This is a genomic window from Polymorphobacter megasporae (assembly GCF_018982885.2).
Taxonomy (GTDB): domain Bacteria; phylum Pseudomonadota; class Alphaproteobacteria; order Sphingomonadales; family Sphingomonadaceae; genus Polymorphobacter_B; species Polymorphobacter_B megasporae.
In genome coordinates this window covers 774,713-794,541 of the sequence record NZ_CP081848.1, presented here as the reverse complement: position 1 = coordinate 794,541, position 19,829 = coordinate 774,713, and the positions used below count along the sequence as shown (strand labels likewise).

14 protein-coding genes are annotated in these 19,829 nt (G+C 68.3%); 6 read left to right on the top strand and 8 right to left on the bottom strand.

What is annotated here, in order from left to right; all coding sequences use genetic code 11:
• The first annotated feature begins 21 nt into the window (after positions 1 to 21).
• Positions 22 to 912, top strand: coding sequence for a LysR substrate-binding domain-containing protein (locus KTC28_RS03715; protein ID WP_216709784.1), 891 nt, complete (start codon positions 22 to 24; stop codon positions 910 to 912).
• A gap of 16 nt (positions 913 to 928) precedes the next feature.
• On the opposite strand, the gene KTC28_RS03710 is transcribed toward KTC28_RS03715, so the two are convergent.
• Positions 929 to 2,416, bottom strand: coding sequence for a M28 family peptidase (locus KTC28_RS03710; protein WP_216709783.1), 1,488 nt, complete (start codon positions 2,414 to 2,416; stop codon positions 929 to 931).
• A 141-nt stretch (positions 2,417 to 2,557) separates the two neighbouring features.
• On the opposite strand from KTC28_RS03710, the gene KTC28_RS03705 reads away from it, so the two are divergent.
• On the top strand, positions 2,558 to 4,657 hold the full coding sequence (locus tag KTC28_RS03705) for a prolyl oligopeptidase family serine peptidase (RefSeq protein ID WP_216709782.1): 2,100 nt from the start codon (positions 2,558 to 2,560) through the stop codon (positions 4,655 to 4,657).
• Between the two features lie 9 nt (positions 4,658 to 4,666).
• On the opposite strand, the gene KTC28_RS03700 is transcribed toward KTC28_RS03705, so the two are convergent.
• A complete protein-coding gene (locus KTC28_RS03700; RefSeq protein WP_216709781.1) occupies positions 4,667 to 6,853 on the bottom strand; it encodes a penicillin acylase family protein in 2,187 nt (728 codons plus the stop codon).
• Between the two features lie 28 nt (positions 6,854 to 6,881).
• Here KTC28_RS03700 and KTC28_RS03695 point away from each other — a divergent pair, with 28 nt between their 5' ends.
• Positions 6,882 to 8,159, top strand: coding sequence for a metal-dependent hydrolase family protein (locus KTC28_RS03695; protein ID WP_216709780.1), 1,278 nt, complete (start codon positions 6,882 to 6,884; stop codon positions 8,157 to 8,159).
• 12 nt (positions 8,160 to 8,171) lie between these two features.
• Here KTC28_RS03695 and KTC28_RS03690 read toward each other — a convergent pair whose 3' ends face one another.
• From KTC28_RS03690 to KTC28_RS03675, 4 genes are all read right to left on the bottom strand, one after another.
• Positions 8,172 to 9,464: an ABC transporter ATP-binding protein gene (locus KTC28_RS03690; protein ID WP_216709779.1), complete on the bottom strand. Its 1,293-nt coding sequence runs from the start codon at positions 9,462 to 9,464 to the stop codon at positions 8,172 to 8,174.
• Positions 9,465 to 9,473: 9 nt separating this feature from the next.
• Positions 9,474 to 11,225: an ABC transporter permease gene (locus tag KTC28_RS03685; protein WP_216709778.1), complete on the bottom strand. Its 1,752-nt coding sequence runs from the start codon at positions 11,223 to 11,225 to the stop codon at positions 9,474 to 9,476.
• A gap of 270 nt (positions 11,226 to 11,495) precedes the next feature.
• Positions 11,496 to 11,873: a VOC family protein gene (locus KTC28_RS03680; RefSeq protein WP_216709777.1), complete on the bottom strand. Its 378-nt coding sequence runs from the start codon at positions 11,871 to 11,873 to the stop codon at positions 11,496 to 11,498.
• Between the two features lie 159 nt (positions 11,874 to 12,032).
• Positions 12,033 to 13,271 carry an FAD-dependent monooxygenase gene (locus tag KTC28_RS03675; RefSeq protein WP_216709776.1) on the bottom strand — a complete coding sequence of 413 codons (1,239 nt, stop codon included), beginning with the start codon at positions 13,269 to 13,271 and terminating at the stop codon, positions 12,033 to 12,035.
• 113 nt (positions 13,272 to 13,384) lie between these two features.
• Between KTC28_RS03675 and KTC28_RS03670 the strand changes: the two genes are divergently transcribed.
• Together KTC28_RS03670 and KTC28_RS03665 are read left to right on the top strand one after the other, a co-directional pair.
• Positions 13,385 to 15,700, top strand: coding sequence for an FtsK/SpoIIIE family DNA translocase (locus KTC28_RS03670; RefSeq protein WP_216709775.1), 2,316 nt, complete (start codon positions 13,385 to 13,387; stop codon positions 15,698 to 15,700).
• Positions 15,701 to 15,833: 133 nt separating this feature from the next.
• Entirely contained in the window at positions 15,834 to 16,595 is a 762-nt protein-coding gene (locus tag KTC28_RS03665; RefSeq protein WP_216709774.1) for a MerR family transcriptional regulator, read from the top strand.
• 39 nt (positions 16,596 to 16,634) lie between these two features.
• On the opposite strand, the gene KTC28_RS03660 is transcribed toward KTC28_RS03665, so the two are convergent.
• Positions 16,635 to 17,504, bottom strand: coding sequence for a 3-hydroxybutyryl-CoA dehydrogenase (locus KTC28_RS03660; RefSeq protein WP_216709773.1), 870 nt, complete (start codon positions 17,502 to 17,504; stop codon positions 16,635 to 16,637).
• Between the two features lie 183 nt (positions 17,505 to 17,687).
• Here KTC28_RS03660 and KTC28_RS03655 point away from each other — a divergent pair, with 183 nt between their 5' ends.
• A complete protein-coding gene (locus KTC28_RS03655; protein ID WP_216709772.1) occupies positions 17,688 to 18,752 on the top strand; it encodes an NAD(P)-dependent alcohol dehydrogenase in 1,065 nt (354 codons plus the stop codon).
• 41 nt (positions 18,753 to 18,793) lie between these two features.
• On the opposite strand, the gene KTC28_RS03650 is transcribed toward KTC28_RS03655, so the two are convergent.
• Positions 18,794 to 19,813 carry an NAD-dependent epimerase/dehydratase family protein gene (locus KTC28_RS03650; protein WP_216709771.1) on the bottom strand — a complete coding sequence of 340 codons (1,020 nt, stop codon included), beginning with the start codon at positions 19,811 to 19,813 and terminating at the stop codon, positions 18,794 to 18,796.
• Positions 19,814 to 19,829 lie beyond the last annotated feature (16 nt).

The window sequence follows — 19,829 nt, the reverse complement described above, 5'->3', positions numbered from 1 at the left end:
ATACGAAGGGCGACTTGATCCGTGGAGCTGCGGCACTTCAGATATTTCGTCGGTGTCGCCGAGGAGCTGCATTTTGGCCGAGCCGCCGAGCGCCTGGGCATCTCGCAACCGCCGCTAAGCCAGCAAATCCGCGCATTAGAAGCTGAACTGGGCGTCGAACTGTTCGAACGGACGAGTCGGCGTGTCCGCTTGACCGAAGCGGGGACGGCGTTTCTCGACGAAGCACGCAAGACCCTGGCGCAGGCCGATCATGCCTTCGCCACTGCCCGCCGGGCCGATCGCGGCGAGATCGGCGAGCTGACTATCGGCTTCATCACGTCGGCACCGCTGACGCCGCTGCTGTCGACCGCAATGTTCGACTTCCGCAAGGCGTATCCGGCGGTCTACCTCGACCTGACCGAGATGCCGCGCGCCCTGCAAGTCGAGCGGCTGACCGAGCGGAGCCTCGATGCCGGCTTCATCCGCGGTGTCGAGCCGCCGGTGCTACCGCCGTCGCTGGTCGCGACCATGCTGCTCGAGGAAGACATCATGGTTGCGATGCGAACCGACCATCGGCTCGCATCGTCGCCCGCGCTCGCTATCGCCGATCTCGTCGACGAAGCCTTTGTGCTTTACGAAAGCAAACTTGGATCGGGGTTCAACGAGCACCTGACGCACTTATGCCGGAACGCCGGGTTCGAGCCGCGGGTGGTGCAGGAGGTCGGCGCGCTGTCGACGTTGCTCGGCCTGGTCGCCGCTGGCTTCGGGATCACGGTGCTGGCCCGCTCGCTGGCGGCGCTGCACCTCGACAATCTCGTCTATCTTCCGCTCGACTCCCCCGGCGCGGTCAGCCGGTTATGGCTTATCCATCATCGCGATATGTCGCCGGTGTGCCGTAAGCTGGTCGATATCGTCACGGCGGCGAGCACCTGACGTTTCGGCGCGATCGTCACGGCTTGAGCGTACTTCCCGGCTGCCACGCCGGGACCGCGGGCTGGTCGGCGACGCGGTCGACAAGGCGGTAGAAGAAGGTGTTGAAGCGTGCGGCAGCGGTCCAGTCCATCGGCTGGGCGATGTCGTCCTGCGGCTTGTGATAGCCGGTGACGTACCAGTGGCGGTAGACGCGCTCGCTCGGGCCTCCCGGGCGATAGCCGAAGACGAAGGCGGTTGCCGGAATGCCCGCCTGGAGGACCGGCCACTGATCTGCTCGCCGGAGCAGGTTGCGCTCGGGCTCGGGGTCTTTCTGCACGGCAATGCCCATCTCTCCTGCCACCGCGCGCGCGTCGTTGCCGAGCGTGGTGTCGTCGAGCGCATGGACCGTCAGCAGGTCGAGCGGGAAGATCGGGCGGAGCTGGTCGAGGTTGATGTCGGCGGCGATCGTCGCGAGCGGCACCGTCGGATGCGCGACGAACCACCGTGCCCCGAGCAGCCCCTTCTCCTCGCCGGTGAACGCCGCAAGCATCACCGGGCGGCGATAGCCATGCCCGTGACGGCGCTCGGCGAGCTGGATCAACAGCGCGACATACGCCGCGTCGTCGAGCGTCCCGTTGTACAACGCATCGCCGTCGACCGGCTCGCCGAAGCCATAGCCGTCGAGATGCGCCGACAAAACGATATGCTGGTTGGCCAGCGCCGCGTCCGTACCGGGCAGCAAGCCGATGATATTCGAGGCGGTCAGCGACTTGCGCGTCGGGGCAAAGCTCGCGACGAAACGCCCCGGCGCGTCGAAGCTCGGCAACGGCTCGCCCATTGTGCCCGCAACGGTCAGCGCTGCCGCGTCATGGCTCGAACCGGCGACGACGCGTCCCAACGCCGCGACGTTGAGCGCCGCGACGAGCATCGCCTCGTGCCGCGGCGTCGTCCCGGCGAGCCAGACCGACCGCGCATAGGCGAACGGCCAGCGGGGCGGCTCGACGGCGAAACCCGGATCGGCGACAGTGACGATGCCGGCGGCTCCGGCGGTCCGTACCGCCGCGAGCCGCGCCGCCGCATCGGGCAGGCCCGGGCGGTGCGTCCCCCAGCAGACGACGACCTTGCCCCGGACATCGCCCAGCACGGCGGCGCCGCAATAACCGCGGAACGCGATCGTCGCGTCGAGCTTGGTCGGCATGTCGACCGTCGGCTCGACGGTAATATCGTGGAGGAAGGCGAGCGGCGTCGTGTCGACCGCGATGTGAACCCCGGCCTTCGGCAGCGCGACTTGCTCCATCGGCACGCGCTGGAACCAGCTGCCGTTGTCACCCGCCGGCTTGACCCCAGCCGCCGCCAGCCGCGCGGCAACGATCTTCGCCGCGCGCTCGTATGCCACCGAGCCGGTGTCGCGGCCCTCCATCGCATCGTTCGACAAGACGGTCGTCGTCGCCCACCACGCGCTCGTATCGCGGTCGGTCGCGGGCGGGGACGTCGCCAGTGCGAGGGCTATCAACGCGATCGACATGGTCTGCTCACCGCCGGTTTATCGCCACCATGTTGCACGCCGCCGGGCACCCGCCAAGCTCGGCTCGGCCTTCGACGGCGACGTATTTGACAGTTGCATGACTGCGGCTAGGTTTACGCCGCAACGGCAGGGGGATGCGCGGTGACGCTCAGGTTTTGGTGGCTCGCGACATTGCCGATGCTTCTCGCGGCGATGCCGCTTCCGGCCGAAACGCCGCCGCCCGGCCTCGAGGCGATGCTCGCCTATCCGTTCGTCAATGAACTCGTTGCGGCGGAAAAGGGCGACCGCATCGCATGGCTGACGACGGTCAAGGGCGTCCGCAATGTCTGGACCGCGACCGCGCCGGGCTTTGCGCCGCGGCAGGTGACGCGCGGCACCGCCGACGACGGGCAGGAGCTGACCGGGCTGACCTTCTCGCCCGATGGCATCCGCCTGGCGTGGGTCCGCGGCGGCGACCACGATGCGAACTGGCCCGCGGAGGGCGGCGTCCAGCCGAACCCCGCCGATGCGCTCGAGCAACCGAAGCTGACGATCTGGACCGCACTCGCCGCGGGTGGCACACCGGTCAAGGTTGCCGAGGGCGACCACCCGAAACTATCGGCAACCGGCAGGCTGGCTTACGTCAAGGACGGTCAGGTCTGGACCGCCCCGCTCGACGGCGGCAAGGCCAAGCCCGAGCGGCTGTTCTACGATGCCGGCAAGGATGCCGATCTGACATGGTCGCCGAACGGCACGAAGCTGGCCTTCGTTTCGCATCGCCGTGATCATAATCTTATCGGCGTGTACGACGTTGCGGCGAAGTCGGTGACGTGGCTGACGCCGTCGACCGGGCAGGACGAGGACCCGGTGTGGTCGCCCGACGGCCGCCGCGTCGCCTTCACTCGGCGTCCCGGCGCTGGCGGCGCCCCCGAGCCGATGCTCGTCGACGTGCCTCACCCATGGTCGATCCGCGTCGCCGACGCCGTCACCGGCGAAGGCCGCGAGGTCTGGCACAGCCCGCGTACGCTGGACGGCTCGTTTCCCGACGTTCCGGGCGGGGTCGGGCTGGCGTGGGCGGCTGGCGACAAGCTCAGCTTCCGTGCCGAACTCGACGGCTGGGCGCATCTCTACGCCGTCGCGGCGGGCGGCGGCAAGCCAGTGTTGCTGACCCCGGGCAAGTTCATCGTCGAGAACGTGAAGCCGACCGCCGACCGGCACGGCCTGCTCTACACCGCCAACACCGGCCCCGATGCGAGCGACGACGACCGCCGCCACATCTACCGCGTCGACGTCGACGGCGGCACAACGGCGATGCTGACCCCCGGCACCGGCCTCGAATTTCTTCCGGTTCCAGTCGGCTCAGGGCTCGCCTATGTCGCGGTCACGGGGCAACGCCCGGCATCGGTCCACGTTGCCAGTGCCGGCGGTGACCGCGCGATCGACGGCGCCGCACCCTATCCCGCCGCGTCGCTCGTCGTGCCGCAGCGCGTCACCTTTACCGCGGCCGACGGGCTGACGATCCACGGCCAGTTGTTCGCCACTGCTGGCAACGAGAAGAAGCCCGCGGTGATCTTCGTTCATGGCGGACCGCCGCGGCAGATGCTGCTCGGCTGGTCGTACATGGACTATTATTCGAACGCCTATGCGGTGAACCAGTACCTCGCCGCGCACGGGTTCGTCGTCCTGTCGGTCAACTACCGGCTCGGCATCGGCTATGGCCGCGCGTTCCAGCATCCGGCGAAAGGCGGCCCGGCGGGGGCCTCGGAGTATCAGGACGTCGTCGCCGGCGCGAAGTATCTCCAGTCGCTGCCGGGGGTCGACCCGGCGCGGATCGGCATCTGGGGCGGATCGTACGGCGGCTATCTGACCGGCCTCGCGCTCGCCCGCAACTCGGACATCTTCAAGGCGGGCGTCGATCTCCACGGCGTCCACGACTGGTCGCGCCTGTTGTACGAGGAGGCCGCTCCCGCGAAGCGCTACGAGCAGGGCGACTGGCTGGAGCTGGTCAAGACCGCCTTTACCAGCTCGCCCGATGCCGACGTCGCGACGTGGAAGTCGCCTGTCCTGCTGATCCAGGGCGACGACGACCGCAACGTCCGCTTCAACCAGACGATCGACCTCGCCCGCCGTCTCGACGCGGTGGGGGTGCCCTATGACGAGCTCGTCCTGCCCAACGAAATCCACGGCTTCCTGCGCTATGACAGTTGGCTCAAGGCCGACAGCGCGACGGTGCGGTTCCTCGAGGCGAAGCTCAAGCCGTAGCGGGCGCGCTCATCCTCCGGGGTGATAGCGGCGCTCGACGTGCCCGCTGAGCTCGTCCGGGTAGAAATACACCGGGCGGAGCGCACCGGCGGCATAGCGGGCGATCTGGTCGGCGAAGTGTGGTGAGGTCGGGTCGCCGCTCTGGCCGCCCGCCATCACCGCCATCGCCTTCACGCGCGGACCGAACTCGACGACCGCGACGAAGCTGTTGCCGCTCGTGCCGTAATAGCGTGTCGTCCCCGGCCATGGCTTGGCGCCGAACGAGGCGAGGCTGCCCCATTGCGCCGAGGTGAAGGGCACGGGCAGCGACGCCTTGGCATCGTCGAAATGCGGCGCGATTGCATCGTCGAGGCGCTGGAAGCGGTTGATCGTCTGCCACGGCGTCTGCCAGCTTCCGACGTCGCGGGTCAGCTGGCCGACCGCTGCCGTCAGCGCGGCAAGCTTGGCGTCGGGGCTGACGCGGGTGGCGATATAGTCGGGGACGTTGAGCCGTTCCGCCTGCGCGAAGCTGCCGACGTCGCGCCACAGCTGGTCGCCCCAGAACACCGCGAGGCTCGTCGCGGTCGAGTCGGCGCTCCAGCGATAATCCCAGCCCTTGAGCAATGCGATCGGCGCGGCGAGGGCGGGCTTGCGCGCATCGCCTGCGGGCAAAGCGGCCCAAGCCTCGACGAGTGCGGGCAGGAGGCGGGCGAAGGCGGGCAGATACGGATCGAACGCCGCGGCGCGCAGCGTCTCGGGCGTCCAGCCGCTTTTGCCGGTCAGCAGCAGGTCGGCATGGACGCCGCGGGCATTGCCACCCGCCTGGTCCATGTAACGCGGATAATTAGCCGTTTTTGGGCTGTCGGGTCCGGCGGCGCTCCACGGCCAGTCGTTGGTGTTGTGGGCCCAGCCGATGCGCGGGTTGATTACGCTCGGCAGGCTGGCGAGCGTATGGAGGCCGCGCCAGTCGGTTGCGGGATCGCTGCCGTCGACGGGCCGCGTATAGTCGAAGCGGTCGTTCCGCAGCGGAATATACTGCGGCATCAGGAAGGCGATCTCGCCGGTGCTGTCGGCGAACAGCGTGTCGTTCGACGAGTTGGCCTGAAGCGCGGCGCTCTTCATATAGCTCGCGAGATTGGTCGCCTTGGTCCGCAGATAGCTTTGTTCGAGCGCCGGAACCGGCTTCCACATCAGCGCGGTGGCGATCCATTTCCCCGCCTTCATCGCCACGACGGGGCCATGATGCGTGCGGTAGGTCGTGAAGCTGCGCTCGCTTATCGTGCCGTCGGGGCGGCGGAACCGGAGCGTGACGACACGACTGGCGACCGCCCGCGCGGCCTTGCCGTAGCGGTACGACCAGCCGTTCGCGGTGTGCGTTACCTTCTCGGCGAACTCGTCGACGGCGTCGGCGGTCGACGAGGTGTGCATCCAGCCGGCGCTGGCGTTGAACCCCTGGTAGACGAAGAACTGCCCCCACGTGCTTGCGCCATAGGCATTCAGCCCGGCGGCGCTGGTAATCTGCGCCTCTGACCGGAAATAGAAACTGGTGTGCGGATTGATCAACAGCAGCGCGTGGCCGTTCGCGGTCAGGCGCGGCGCGATGGCGATGCCGTTCGATCCCGACGGCTCGCGGAGCACCATGCCCAATTCCTCCGGCGTCGGCGGGGTCGGCTGGCCGTAGAAGGTCTTGAGGCCGCTCAGCGAAATTCGCTCGATGTCGCCGCCGATGCTGCCCTCGGTGAAGCTCAGCGCCATCCACGGCTCGAATCGGGTCAGCACCCGCGGCTTCGTTCCAGGATGCGAAGCGAGGTAAAAGTTCAATCCGTCCGCCCACGCCTGCATCAGCGTCCGCAGCCATGCCGGGCTCGCCGCATACTCCGCCTTGAGCTCGACGGGGTCGACGAACAGCCGCTGGCGCAGGTCGCCCCATATCGCGTCCTCGCCCTCGGCCTCGGCGGTCCGCCCGAGAGCGGTGAGGTAGTTCGCCTCGATCCGGGCAAAGTCGTCCTCGGCCTGCGCGTACATCAGCCCGAAGACCGCGTCGGCATCGGTCGGGCCGCTGACGTGCGGAATCCCCCAGTCGTCGCGGACGATCGTCACCCGCGCCGCCTCGTGCTGCCACCGCGTCGTGTCGGTCTCGGCGGCACCCGGCACTGCCGTCATTCCCGCCGCCAGCATCATCAGGAGATTGCGTGTGCGTCGCAGGGCTTTATCCATGAGCCGAGCTTAGGGTGGGAAAAAGGGAATGACTATGCGGTGGCTGGCGATACTCGCGGCGTTGGCGATCGGTCCGCTGGCGGCGGCGTCGGCGGCCGGAACCGCGTCGCTGCTGCTCAAGCCCGCAGGCGTGTTCGACGGCGTCGACGGCAAGGTCCACGCGCGCTGGCAGGTGCTCGTCACCGGCGACAAGATCGTTGCGGTCGGCCCCGACCTGCCGCACCCCGCCGATGCGAAGCCGATCGAGCTGCCCGGCACGACGCTGATGCCCGGGATGATCGAGGGGCACGGCCACCTGTTCCTCCACCCGTATAATGAGACCAGCTGGGACGATCAGGTGCTCCACGAGCCGTTGGCGCTGCGGACCGCGCGCGCGGTGGCGAGCGCCAAGGCGACGCTGCTCGCGGGGTTCACCTCCGAACGCGATCTCGGCACGGAGGGTGCGGGTTATGCCGATGTCGGGCTCAAGGCGGCGATCGACGAGGGCATCGTTCCCGGGCCGCGCCTGTCGGTTGCGACACGCGCGATCGTCGCGCTTGGCGCTTATGGCCCCAAGGGCTTCGAGCCGGGCGTTGTGGTCCCGCAGGGCGCCGAGGAAGTCTCGGGCACCGACCAGATCGTCGCCGCCGTCCGCCGCCAGATCGCGGCGGGCGCGGATTGGGTCAAGCTTTACGCCGATTACCGCTGGCGTCCGGGCGAGGACAGCCGCGCGACGCTCAGCCTCGACGAGATCAAGGCTGCGGTCACCGCCGCGCACGATGCCGGCCGCCCGGTCGCAGTCCATGCCTCGACTGCCGAGGGGATGCGCCGCGCGGTCGCCGCCGGGGTCGATACGATCGAGCACGGCTATGGTGGGACGCCGGAAATCTTCGCGGCGATGGCGGCGAAGCGGATCGCGCTGTGCACGACCCTCGCCGCATCCGACGCGACGTCGCGCTATCGGGGTTGGAACGGCAGCGAGCCCGCGCCGCCGGGGGTCGTGTTGAACCGCCAGAGCTTCCGCATGGCGATGAAGGCGGGCGTCCCGATCTGCATGGGCGGCGATGTCGGCGTGTTCCCGCACGGCCAGAACGCGCGCGAGATCGAGCTGATGGTCGACGCCGGGATGGCCCCGGCCGACGCGCTCGTGGCGGCGACGTGGGGCAATGCCCGCTGGCTGCATCTGTCCAGGAAACTGGGCGCGGTGAAGCCGGGCTTGCTCGCCGATCTTGTCGCGGTCGACGGCGACCCGACCGCCGACATCGGCGCAGTCCGCCGGATCAGGATGGTAATGAAGGGCGGGGTCGTGGTGCCTGCCGGTCAGTAACAGAGCGAACCGCTAGGTCGGGTTGTCGAGTGTAAACAGGTCGGCGGTCTCGTCGAAGGCATAGACCTCGGCATAGCGGCCCCATTGGACGACCGAGCGGATCGTCTGGTCGGCATATTCCTCGGACATATGGTCCTCGAGTTCGTCGCGAAACCGGCGCGCTGGGGCCTGGTGGCTCGCGCGATCGTCGAGGACGCGGCGGACATGCGCGACGAGCGGGACGTAGTTGAGCAGCTGCTGCGCGAACAGCTGCTTGCGCTGGTCGACCTCGGCCTCGGCGTAGCGGAACGCCGGCGGCAGCAGGCGGAGGTCGCCGCCCTCGAGTTCGGCGAAGCGCAGCAGCTGGAGAACTTCCGCGATCGGGAACAGCTCGTCGGCTTCGTACTGCAATTCGCGCGCGAGTTGCGGCAGGTCGGCCTTGCCGCTGTACGGCGGCGCGGCGATCGCCTCCATCAAACCGGCGAGGGTATTCGTCGACACGCGCGGCAGCACCATGCTGATCCCGGTTCCCGGGAACAGTCCGTCGCGCGCCTCGCCCGGGGCGGCTTTCTTGGTCATGCGGACGTAGATGTCCTCGACGAGCGCGCGGAACGCCGGTTCCTGGCGGTTGCGCGGCTGCGGCAGGTCGACCTTGATCTCGGCGACGACGCGGCCCGGGTTTGACGAGAAAACGAGGATGCGGTCGCACATCAGCACTGCCTCCTCGATATTATGGGTGACCATCAGGATCGACTTGATCGGCATCCGGCCTTCGGACCACAGGTCGAGCAGGTCGGTCCGCAGCGTCTCGGCGGTCAGCACGTCGAGCGCCGAGAACGGCTCGTCCATCAGCAGGATCGACGGGTCGACCACGAGCGCGCGGGCGAGGCCGACGCGCTGGCGCATCCCGCCCGATAATTCCTTGGGATAGGCGTTCTCGAAGCCGTCGAGGCCGATCAGGTCGATCGCGGCGAGCGCGCGCTTGCGCCGCTCGGCGGCGGGGACGCGCTTCGCCTCGAGCCCGACTTCGACGTTCTGCTGGACGGTCAGCCACGGGAACAGCGCGAAGCTTTGAAAGACCATGCTGACCGTCGTCGCGGGCGCCGGGAAGGCGACGCTGCCCCCGGTCGGGGTGAGTAGGCCGGCGATCGAGCGGAGCAGGGTCGACTTGCCCGATCCCGACCGCCCAAGCAGTCCGACGATCTCGTTGTCGAACAGCGTCAGGTCGACGTCGTCGAGGACGAGCAGGTTGTTCTCCGCAGACCGGCCGTAGAAATGCCGGACATTGCGGACTTCGACGAGCGGCCGATCGAGAATGGCGGTCATGGGTGCACCTCAGTCGAGCCGCAGGCGGCGTTCGGAATAGCGATAGAGCGGTCGCCACACGGCGCGGTTGAGCGCGGTGACGAAGACCGACATGACGGCGACGCCGAGTGCGACCTGCGCCGATCGGCCCGCCGCCGTCGCGTTGGCGATGTACGAGCCGAGCCCGACCGCCTCGATATGCTCGTGGCCCCAGCTCACCGCCTCGGCGACGATCGACGCGTTCCACGATCCGCCCGACGCGGTCAGCGCCCCGGTGACGTAGTATGGGAAGATGCCCGGCAGCGCGACCTGCCGCCACCACTGCCAGCCGCGAATGTCGAAGATCCGCGCGGCCTCCTTGATGTCGGTCGAGATCGCGCTCGCCCCGGCGATGACGTTGAACAGGATGTACCACTGGGTACCGAGGATGATCAGCGGCGACAGCCAGATGTTGGGATCGAGCCGGAAGCGCAGGATGACGACGACGGCGAAGGGGAACAGCACGTTCGCGGGGAAAGCGGCGAGGAACTGCGCGATCGGCTGGAGCCGCTCGGCCCAGATCGGGCGCAACCCGATCCAGACGCCGATCGGTACCCAGATCAGGCTGGCGACGACGATCAGGACGAGCACCCGGACCAATGTCGCGAAGGCGAGGCCGGTGACCGTCCAGACATCGCTCCAGTTGAGCGTGTGGCTGACGAAGCCAGCGAGCACCGCGACCGCCCAGACCGCGAAACCGCCGATGATGACGAGCCACAGGATGTCGAGGATGCGGTTGGTCTCGCCGCCGAGGCGCAACGCCGGCGGGCGTGGCACCGACCAGTCGATCCGGCCGATCTGGCGCATCGGCCATGCCAGCGCGGCAAAGCCGACGCGAAGCCAGCGCGTCTGGCGGACCATCGCATAGACCCACGATTGCGGCGCCTCCTGCGACTTGGTCTGCTCGAAGCGGAACTTGTCGGCCCAGGCGACGACCGGGCGGAACACCAGCTGATCGTAGAGCAGGATGACCACCGCCATCGCGCCGACGCCGATCGCCACCGCGTGCAGGTCCTGCCGCTCGATCGCCAGCGCCAGCCACGCGCCGATGCCGGGCAGCGTCACGGTCGTGTTGCCGACGGTGATCGCCTCCGACGCGACGACGAAGAACCAGCCGCCCGACATCGACATCATGATGTTCCAGACGAGCCCCGGCGTCGCGAACGGCAGGTCGAGCCGGATGAACCGCCGCCAGCCTGAGAAGCCGAATTGGCGGCTGACCTCGTCGAGGTCGTTCGGCACGGTCCGCAGCGACTGGTAGAAACTGAACGTCATGTTCCACGCCTGGCTGGTGAAGATCGCGAAGATCGCCGCGAGCTCGACACCGAGCTGGCGGCCCGGGAACAGGTTCATGAAGAAGGTCACGGTGAAGGTCAGGAAGCCGAGCACCGGCACCGACTGAAGGATATCGAGCGCCGGCACGATGATCATCTCGGCCTTGCGGCTTTTGGCGGCGAGGGTGGCGAAGACGAAAGTGAAGACGAGCGATGCGCCGAGCGCGGCGAACATCCGCAGCGTCGTCCGCAGTGCGTATTCGGGCAGCCGCGCGACATCGAGCGTGACCGGTGTCGCCCGCAGCGCGGCGAGCGGCTGGCTTGCCTCGCCCGCCCCCCGGACGATCAGGACGGCGGCGGCGGCGAGCAGCAGGAAGCTGATCAGGTCGGCCCATGACGGGGCGGACCGCATCCGCAAGAAGCGTGCGATCGGCCAGCCGCGTTCAGTCGTGGCATCGCGTTGCGCCATCGTGTCCCTCGTGGCCGCCCTGCCGCCACGAGCGCCTGGGGATCAGGCGGCCCCGTTCGACCTCGGCGGCGTGCGTCTTCGGTTGCTGCTATCGCCTGGCATTGGTGCCTGTTTCGCTAAAGTTGCGCATGACCTTTCGGGCGAACGCAGGCTGCGCTTGGCCTCGCAACCTGACCGAGTCAAGGCGTGTGAAAACGCCCTCGCGACGATGCGCGCCGGGGTCGTCGGGATCGACTTCGCGCAACCTGTCGGGCTGACGTTAGCGCCGACTCACGACGCTTCCCACAGCTCGATCGGGGTGCCCTCGGGGTCGTGGATTCGGGCGAAGCGGCCGGCCTCGGGCGAGTCCCACTCGGGGCGTGTCTCGACGTCGATTCCCGCCGCGCGCAGCCCGGCGAGCAGGTCGTCGAGGCCGGTGACGCGGAAGTTGAGCATGAACGGCTTGTCGGCGGCGAAATAGTCGCTCGTCGCGGCGAACGGGGCGAAGACGGTCGGGCCAGCGGCGGTGCGCCACGTCCACGGGTCGGGGTCGTCGTTCGCGCCGCCGCCGCATCCCGCGCCGACGCCGAGGTGGGTGACGTACCATGCCGTCAGCGCCTCGGGGTCGCGCGCCCGGAAGAACAAGCCGCCGATACCGGTTACGCCCATGTCGCTACCCCTTTGCCCGTCGCCGAATATCGAAACCCGGCAAAGGCTCGGCTATGCCGGTCGGGACGTCAAGCTGTGACGGCGGGGTGCATTCGATGCGGGCACGATCCTTCGACGTGCGGCGTTGTGCGGTGCCTGTGCGCGTGGCGGCGCGACGGGCTAAAGCGCGGTCCCGGTCAGTAATTTGGGCCGGTCGCCGGTCTCGCCGCGGGCCTCGGCCATGAAGCGCCGCTTGAGCAGCGGGACGCGCTCGACCGCCGCCAGCCCGAAGCGCCGCGCCGCCGCCGGGACCCGCCCCTTCAACGCGAACAAGCGGTTGAGGCCATCGGTGACGCTCCCGACCATCGAATTGTCGAGCCGCCGCCACGCCGAATAGCGCGCCGTCACTGCCGGCGCGCCGAGGTCGAGGCCGAGCCGGGCGCTGTCGACCAGCACCTCGGTCAGCGCCGCGACGTCGCGCAACCCCATGTTAAGTCCTTGTCCTGCAATGGGATGTATCCCATGCGCCGCGTCGCCGATGAGGACGAGGCGATCGGCGGTGTAGGTCGCGGCGTGGTGGTAGCCGAGCGGATACGACGCCGCCGGCGCGATCACCGTCACCGCCCCGAGCAGCCCGCCGATTCGCGCTTCGATCTCGGCAGCAAGCCCGCGAAGGCCGAGCTTCATCGTCCCCGCCGCGGCGTCGTTCTCGACCGTCCAGACGATCGCCGACCGATGACCGCCGCCCGGACTGGGCTGCATCGGCAGGATCGCAAACGGGCCGGTCGGGTAGAACAGCTCGAACGCGGTATTGTCGTGCGGCTCGGCGTGCTCGATCATCGTCACGATCGCCGTCTGCGGGTAGGTCCAGCGCGCCACCGCGATCCCGGCCCCGTCGCGAATCTTCGACCGGCGCCCGTCGGCGGCGATCAGCAGCGGCGCGGTCAGGACCGTGCCGTCGGCGAGCGTCACCGTCACTCCGTGCTCGGCGCGGACAATCGACGTCGCGGTCGCCGGGGCATGGAGGGCAATCCCCGCCGCCGCGCGTCCGCCGTTGAGCAGCGCGGCGCGGAGGTGGCGATTCTCGACCATGTGGCCAAGCGCGCCGCCACCGGACGCGTCGGGCCCATCGGTCGCAAGCGCGTCGAAGATCAATGGCTTGGTCGTGATCCCGTCGCTGACGCGGATGCGGTGGATCGGGCATGACTGGTCGTCGAGGACACCGCCCAGCCCGATCGCGTGGAACATCGCCGCCGAGGCGCTGGCGATCGCGGTCGCGCGGCCGTCGAAGCCCAGCGCCAGCGTCGCGTCGAGGTCGGCGGCGTCGACCACTGCGCTCGACAGCCCATGCGCGTCGAGGGCGAGCGCGAGCGTCATGCCGACCAGCCCGCCGCCGATGATGATCACGTCGCTCTGCATGTGTTGCGTCTTAGCCCGCATCGCCGCGATTGCGAAGCGGCACGATGTCCCGATCTTGCCCCGCGACTCGATCCAAGGCATCGTGAGACTGACGCGAACGGAGGGCGAACGGCATGGCAACGAGGGCCGCAACGACGGGGCGCGGGGCGCAGATCGTCGGCGCCGAAACCCGGGCCGCGCTGAGTCGCGGGGTCGGCATCGCGGGCGGGATTGCGCTCTTGTTCGTCGCGGCGGCAATCGTCGCGGTGCTCGCAAGTTACGGCCCCGCCGATCCGTCGTTCAACACCGTCACCGGGCGTGTGCCCCAGAACCTGCTCGGCGCTCCCGGGGCATGGGCCGCCGACGCCTTGCTGTTCGCCGCGGGCTATATGGTCGTCGCGCTGGTTCCGGCGCTCGTCGTTGCGGGCGCGCGACTGCTGCGGCGCAAGGGGCTTGCGAACTGGCGGCGCTATGCGCTGGCGACGCTGGCGGGGACGCTGTTTGCCGCGGGCGCGGTCGGAGCGCTGTGGCCTGATCCCGATGCAGCGATGCCCGCGGGGAGCGGCGGGCTTGCCGGGTTGATCGCTGCCAGTGTGGGCGACTCGCTATCGTCGATCGCGGCGCTGTCCGCTTTGCCGGTAACGAGCCTGCTCGCGCTCGTTCTGGCGATGGTCGCACTGCCGCTGCTGCTTTGGGGCGTCGGTGTCGATCGAAGTGATGCTGCAGCCATCACCGGGCTGTTCCGCCACCGCGACGATGACGAGATCGAGCCCGCCGCCGCCCCGGTCGAGCGCCGCCGCCGCCCTGCGCCCGAAGCCACCGCCGCCGCGATCGAGCAGGCCGCCGTGCCGCGGGCGACGATCGTCACGCCTGCCGCGCCGCCTCCTCTTTCGGCGAAGCGCGGTCGTCGCGACCGCCAGCCGACGCTCGGCCTCGGCGACATCTACGAGCTGCCCCCCCTCGACCTGCTCAAGCCGGTGCCGAAGGGGCCGGTAGTCAAGATCGACCGCGCCGCGCTCGAACAAAATGCCCGGCTGCTCGAATCGGTGCTCGACGACTTCGGGGTCAAAGGCCGGATCGGCGACGTCCGCCCGGGTCCGGTGGTGACGATGTACGAGCTCGAACCCGCTCCGGGGCTCAAGGCAAGCCGGGTGATCGGCCTGTCGGACGACATCGCCCGGTCGATGAGCGCGGTCAGCGCGCGGGTCGCGGTCGTGCCGGGGCGCAACGTCATCGGCATCGAGCTGCCCAACCACAATCGCCAGATGGTGACGCTGTCCGAGCTCCTCGCGTCGGCGGCGTTCGAGGACCAGTCCGCCGCGCTGCCGTTGGTGCTCGGCAAGAATATCGCGGGCGATCCGGTCATCGCCGACCTGTCGCCGATGCCGCATCTGCTGATCGCCGGGACCACGGGGTCGGGCAAGTCGGTCGGGCTCAACTGCATGATCCTGTCGCTGCTCTACCGTCTGTCGCCCGACCAATGCCGGATGATCATGATCGACCCGAAGATGCTCGAGCTGAGCGTCTACGACCGCATCCCGCATCTGCTCTCCCCCGTCGTCACCGAGCCGGCGAAGGCGATCCGCGCCTTGAAATGGGCGGTCGAGCAGATGGAGGACCGCTATCGGATGATGTCGACCATCAACGTCCGCTCGCTGTCGGGGTTCAACCAGCGCGTCCGCGAGGCGAAGGCGAGCGGCAAGCCGTTCATCCGCAAGGTCCACACCGGCTACGACGACGACGGCCACGCGATCTACGAGGAGGAGACGCTCGACTTCGAGCCGTTGCCGCTGATCGTCGTCGTGGTCGACGAGCTCGCCGACCTGATGATGACCGCCGGTAAGGAGGTCGAGTTCCTCATCCAGCGCCTCGCCCAGAAAGCGCGCGCGGCGGGCATCCACCTGATCATGGCAACCCAGCGCCCGTCGGTCGACGTCATAACCGGCGTCATCAAGGCGAACCTGCCGACGCGGATCAGCTTCTCGGTGACGTCGAAGATCGACAGCCGGACGATCCTCGGCGAGCAGGGGGCCGAGCAGCTGCTCGGCAAGGGCGATATGCTTTACATGCCCGGCGGCAAGCAGGTTGTCCGGGTCCACGGCCCGTTCGTCAGCGATGAGGAGGTCGAAGCAGTCGCCGATTACTGCCGCACCCAAGGCCGTCCCGACTATGTCGACGCGGTCACCGAGGAGCCGGTCGAGGGCGACGGCGTCTTCGGGCTCGATCTCGGCGAGGGCGGCGGCGAGGAGGCCGAGACTTACAAGAAGGCGATCATGATCGTCGCCGAGAGCCGCAAGGCCTCGACAAGCTACCTCCAGCGCCAGCTTCGCGTCGGCTATAACAACGCCGCGCGGCTGATCGAGCGGATGGAAAAGGACGGCTACGTCGGCGTCGCCGACCATGTCGGGCGGCGCGAGGTTCTCATCGAGCCTGATGGAACACGGATGTAAGCGCGCGTAAGGCCCGGCCAAACATAACCAGATGATGGGCGCTCCCCCTTTCCGCTAGTGCAATCCACGTCGGACAGCGCCCCCCGAAATACCCCTTGCGGTTGACGTAGCGTCATCGGTTACCACTCGGGGCATGGGAACCCTGTCGATCACCGATGTCTGCCGCCGCACCGGGCTCAGCGCCCGCGCCTTACGCTTCTACGAGGCGCGCGGGCTGGTCGGCGCGCAGCGATCGGCGGCGGGGCAGCGGCGTTATGGGGCCGATGAAGTCGCGCGGCTCCACCAGGTCACCGTCCTCAAGCGCGCGGGGTTCAGCCTCGCGCAGATCGGCGCGCTCCAAGGCGATCGCTGGCTCGACCTCGACCGGCTGATCGCGACGCAGCTTGCCGACCTGACCGCGCGGCGGGCGAGCATCGACGATGCGCTTGCGGGCTTGCGCGCGGCGCAGGCGGCGCTGACCGCCGACGCGACGATCGACATCGACACATTTTGCGCCCTCATCAGACAAGGAGAGAAGACTGTGACCGAGCAGACCGCTGCATGGCAAAAGGTCGTCGACCGCTATTATACTACCGAGGATCAGGCGCGCTGGCGCGAGAAGATGGGCGCCCTGCCGAGCGGATTCGACCCGGCTGCCTATCAGGCGAAGTGGGCCGACATCGGCTCGCGGATCGCTGCGGCCTTACCGCTCGATCCGGCCTCGGATGCGGCGCAGGCGTATCTCACCGAATGGAACGCGCTGCTCAAGCCGTTCAACATGGCCGCCGACGCGCGGATGAGGACCGAGGTCTTCGCGCTGTACGAACGGATGGACGAGTGGTCGACCGAGACAACGCCGGGCTTCACCAAGGCGGTGTGGGACTTCATCAAGGTGGCGGCGGTGGCGCGGGGTTGAGCGCACGCGCCTCCACCGACGAAGTTGCTCGTCTATAGTCTATCGCGTCGGCACCGGCTCGGCACCCGAGTAGTCGTAGAACCCGCGCTTCGTTTTCTTTCCCAGCCACCCCGCCTCGACATATTTCACCAGCAGTGGTGCGGGGCGGTATTTCGGGTCGCCGGTCGCCTCCTGCATGACGCGCATGATCGACAGCAGTGTGTCGAGGCCGACGAAATCGGCGAGGGTTAGCGGTCCCATCGGGTGATTCGCGCCGAGCTTGAGCCCGGTGTCGATGTCGACAACCGAGCCGACGCCCTCGCCCAATGCGAAGATCGCCTCGTTGAGCATCGGGCACAGCACGCGGTTGACGATGAACGCGGGGGCGTCGGCGGCCTCGATCGCGGTCTTGCCGAGCTTTGTCGCGAAGCCGTGCATCGCGGTCGCGGTGGCGTCCGACGTTGCCAGCCCGCGGATGATCTCGACAAGTGCCATCAGCGGGACGGGATTGAAGAAATGCACCCCGGTGAAGCGGTCGGGGCGGTCTGTTGCCGCCGCCAGCCGGGTGATCGAGATCGACGAGGTGTTGGTCGCGATCAGCGTATGCGGCGCGAGGTGCGGGCACAGGCCGGCGAAGATCTTCGCCTTGACGCCCTCGTTCTCGGTCGCCGCCTCGATGACGAGATCGGCGGCGGCGAAAGCGGCGGTGTCTGTCGTCAGCGCGATCCGGGCGAGAGCGGGCTCGACCGCAGCGGCGTCGACCGTTCCCTTCTTGACCCCGCGCGCGAGGTTCGCCGCGATCGTCGCCTTCGCGGCTTCGACTCGGTCGAGCGCGACGTCGGACAGGATGACGTCGTACCCGGCGAGCGCCGCGACATGCGCGATGCCGTTGCCCATCAGTCCCGCGCCGATAACGCCAATCGTCTGCATGCTCTATCGGTCCTCGTTGTGCATTTCCGTCATAGCGAGGATCGGCGCGGCTTGAACAGTCCGTTGCATCGCAGCAAATTATCCGTGCCCGACCGGCCTCAAGGGTGGAACATCGTCTTTGGCCATCCGATATCTCTGACGGCGACACCAGCCCGCGCCCGCCAACTCCGTCAGGAATCTATCATGTCAACGACCGCCAACGCTTATGCGGCGCATTCCGCCGACGCGCCGCTCGCGCCCTTCAGTCTCACCCGCCGCGACGTCCAGCCCGGCGATGTCGCGATCGACATCCTGTTCTGCGGCGTCTGCCATTCCGACCTCCACACCGCGCGCAGCGAGTGGGGCGGCACCCTGTATCCGTGCGTCCCCGGCCACGAGATCGTCGGGCGTGTCACCGCCGTCGGTGCCAGCGTCAGCAAGTTCGCGATCGGCGACGTAGTCGGCGTCGGCTGCATGGTCGACAGCTGCGGGCATTGCCCGTCGTGCAATGACGGCGAGGAGCAGTATTGCGAGACGACCGGTTTCGTCGGCACGTACAACGGCCCCGACACGGTGCTAGGCGGCTACACCTTCGGCGGCTATTCGGACCACATCGTCGTCGATCAGGGGTTTGTCCTGTCCGTGAGCCACGACGAGGCCGACCTCGCTGCAGTCGCACCACTGCTGTGCGCCGGCATCACGACCTACTCGCCGCTGCGCCACTGGAAGGTCGGCCCGGGACAGAAGGTCGGCATCGTCGGGCTCGGCGGGCTTGGCCACATGGGCGTGAAAATCGCGGCCGCGATGGGGGCCGAAGTCTATGTCTTCTCGACCTCGCCGAACAAGCGCGACGACGCGATCCGGCTCGGTGCGAAGGAACTGATCGTGTCGAAGGACGCGGACGCGATGGCGGCGCACGCCAACAGCTTCGACTTCATCCTCGATACCGTCGCGGCGAGCCACGACCTCGACGCGCTGACGTCGCTGCTCAAGCGTGACGGGACGCTGACGCTGGTCGGCGTCCCCGAGCATCCGCATCCGTCGCCGACCGTCGGCAACCTCATCTTCAAGCGCCGCGCGATCGCCGGTTCGCTGATCGGCGGCATCGCCGAGACGCAGGAGATGCTCGATTTCTGCCGCGACCATAAGCTGACCGCCGATATCGAGATGATCGCGATCAACGAGATCGACACCGCCTATGAGCGTATGGTGCGGAGCGACGTCAAGTATCGCTTCGTCATCGACATGGCGTCGCTCAAGACGGTGTAATGCCGGACCGGGGATGGGCGGGATGCCCGTCCCCGAACTGCTCAGCTTTTGACCAGTCCCGCCGCGATCAGGCTGCGCGCGGTGTCGACGATCGTCTCGGCGACCGGGCGCGGGTTCCAGCCGATCACTGCGCGGGCATGACTCGCGTCGCCGACGCGGGTGCGCCCGAGTTCGGGCAGGACGAGCTTGACCTGCGCGTCGAATAGCGCCGACACGCGGACGAGGAAATTCGGCAGCTTCATCGTCGGCACGCGCTTTGCCTTGTCGGCAAGGCGGCTTTTGAGGATCGCGGCGACGTCGGCCATCGACAGGTACTCGCCCGAACACAGGAACCGCCCGCCGTCGATGCCGGGCGTCGTCATCGCCGACAGATGCGCGGCGGCGATGTCGCGGACGTCGCAAATGCCGAAGCTGATCGCGGGCAGGCCGGGCAGTTCGCCGTTGAGCATCTTGGTGATGACGAGGAGCGATCCGGAGAAGTCGTTGCCGAGGACCGGGCCGAGCACCAGCGCCGGGTTGATCGTGCAATATTCCATGCCGCCGCCCTCCGCCGCGATCCAGTCGCGCGCGGCGCGTTCGGCGATCGTCTTGGATTTGGCATAGGCCCCGGTCGCGGGCGACGTCAGATTGCTCCAGTCGGCCTCGGTGTACGTCTGGTGCTGGCCGGTCATGCCGTAATACATCGCCGCGACCGACGAGGTCATCACGACGCGCTTGACCCCCGCCGTCTTCGCCGCGCGAAGCAGGCGGAGCGCACCGTCGCGGGCGGGAACGATCAAGTCGTCGTCGGTCTTGACCACGCCGGTCGGCAGCGGCGAGGCGATGTGCTGGACGAAATCGCATCCCGCCGTGGCCTCGGCCCACCCGGCGTCGCTGGTCAGGTCGGCGGCGGTAAGCGGGAGCTGGTCGGCGGTGAGGCCGAGGCTGGCGCGGACGGCGTCGGCCTTGGCAAGGCTGCGGATCGTGCCGCTGACCGACCAGCCATCGGCGATCAGCGCCTTGACGACATAGCCCGCGATGTATCCCGACGCCCCCGTGACGAGGACCTTGCCCTTGCTCATGTCATGCTCCCCCAGC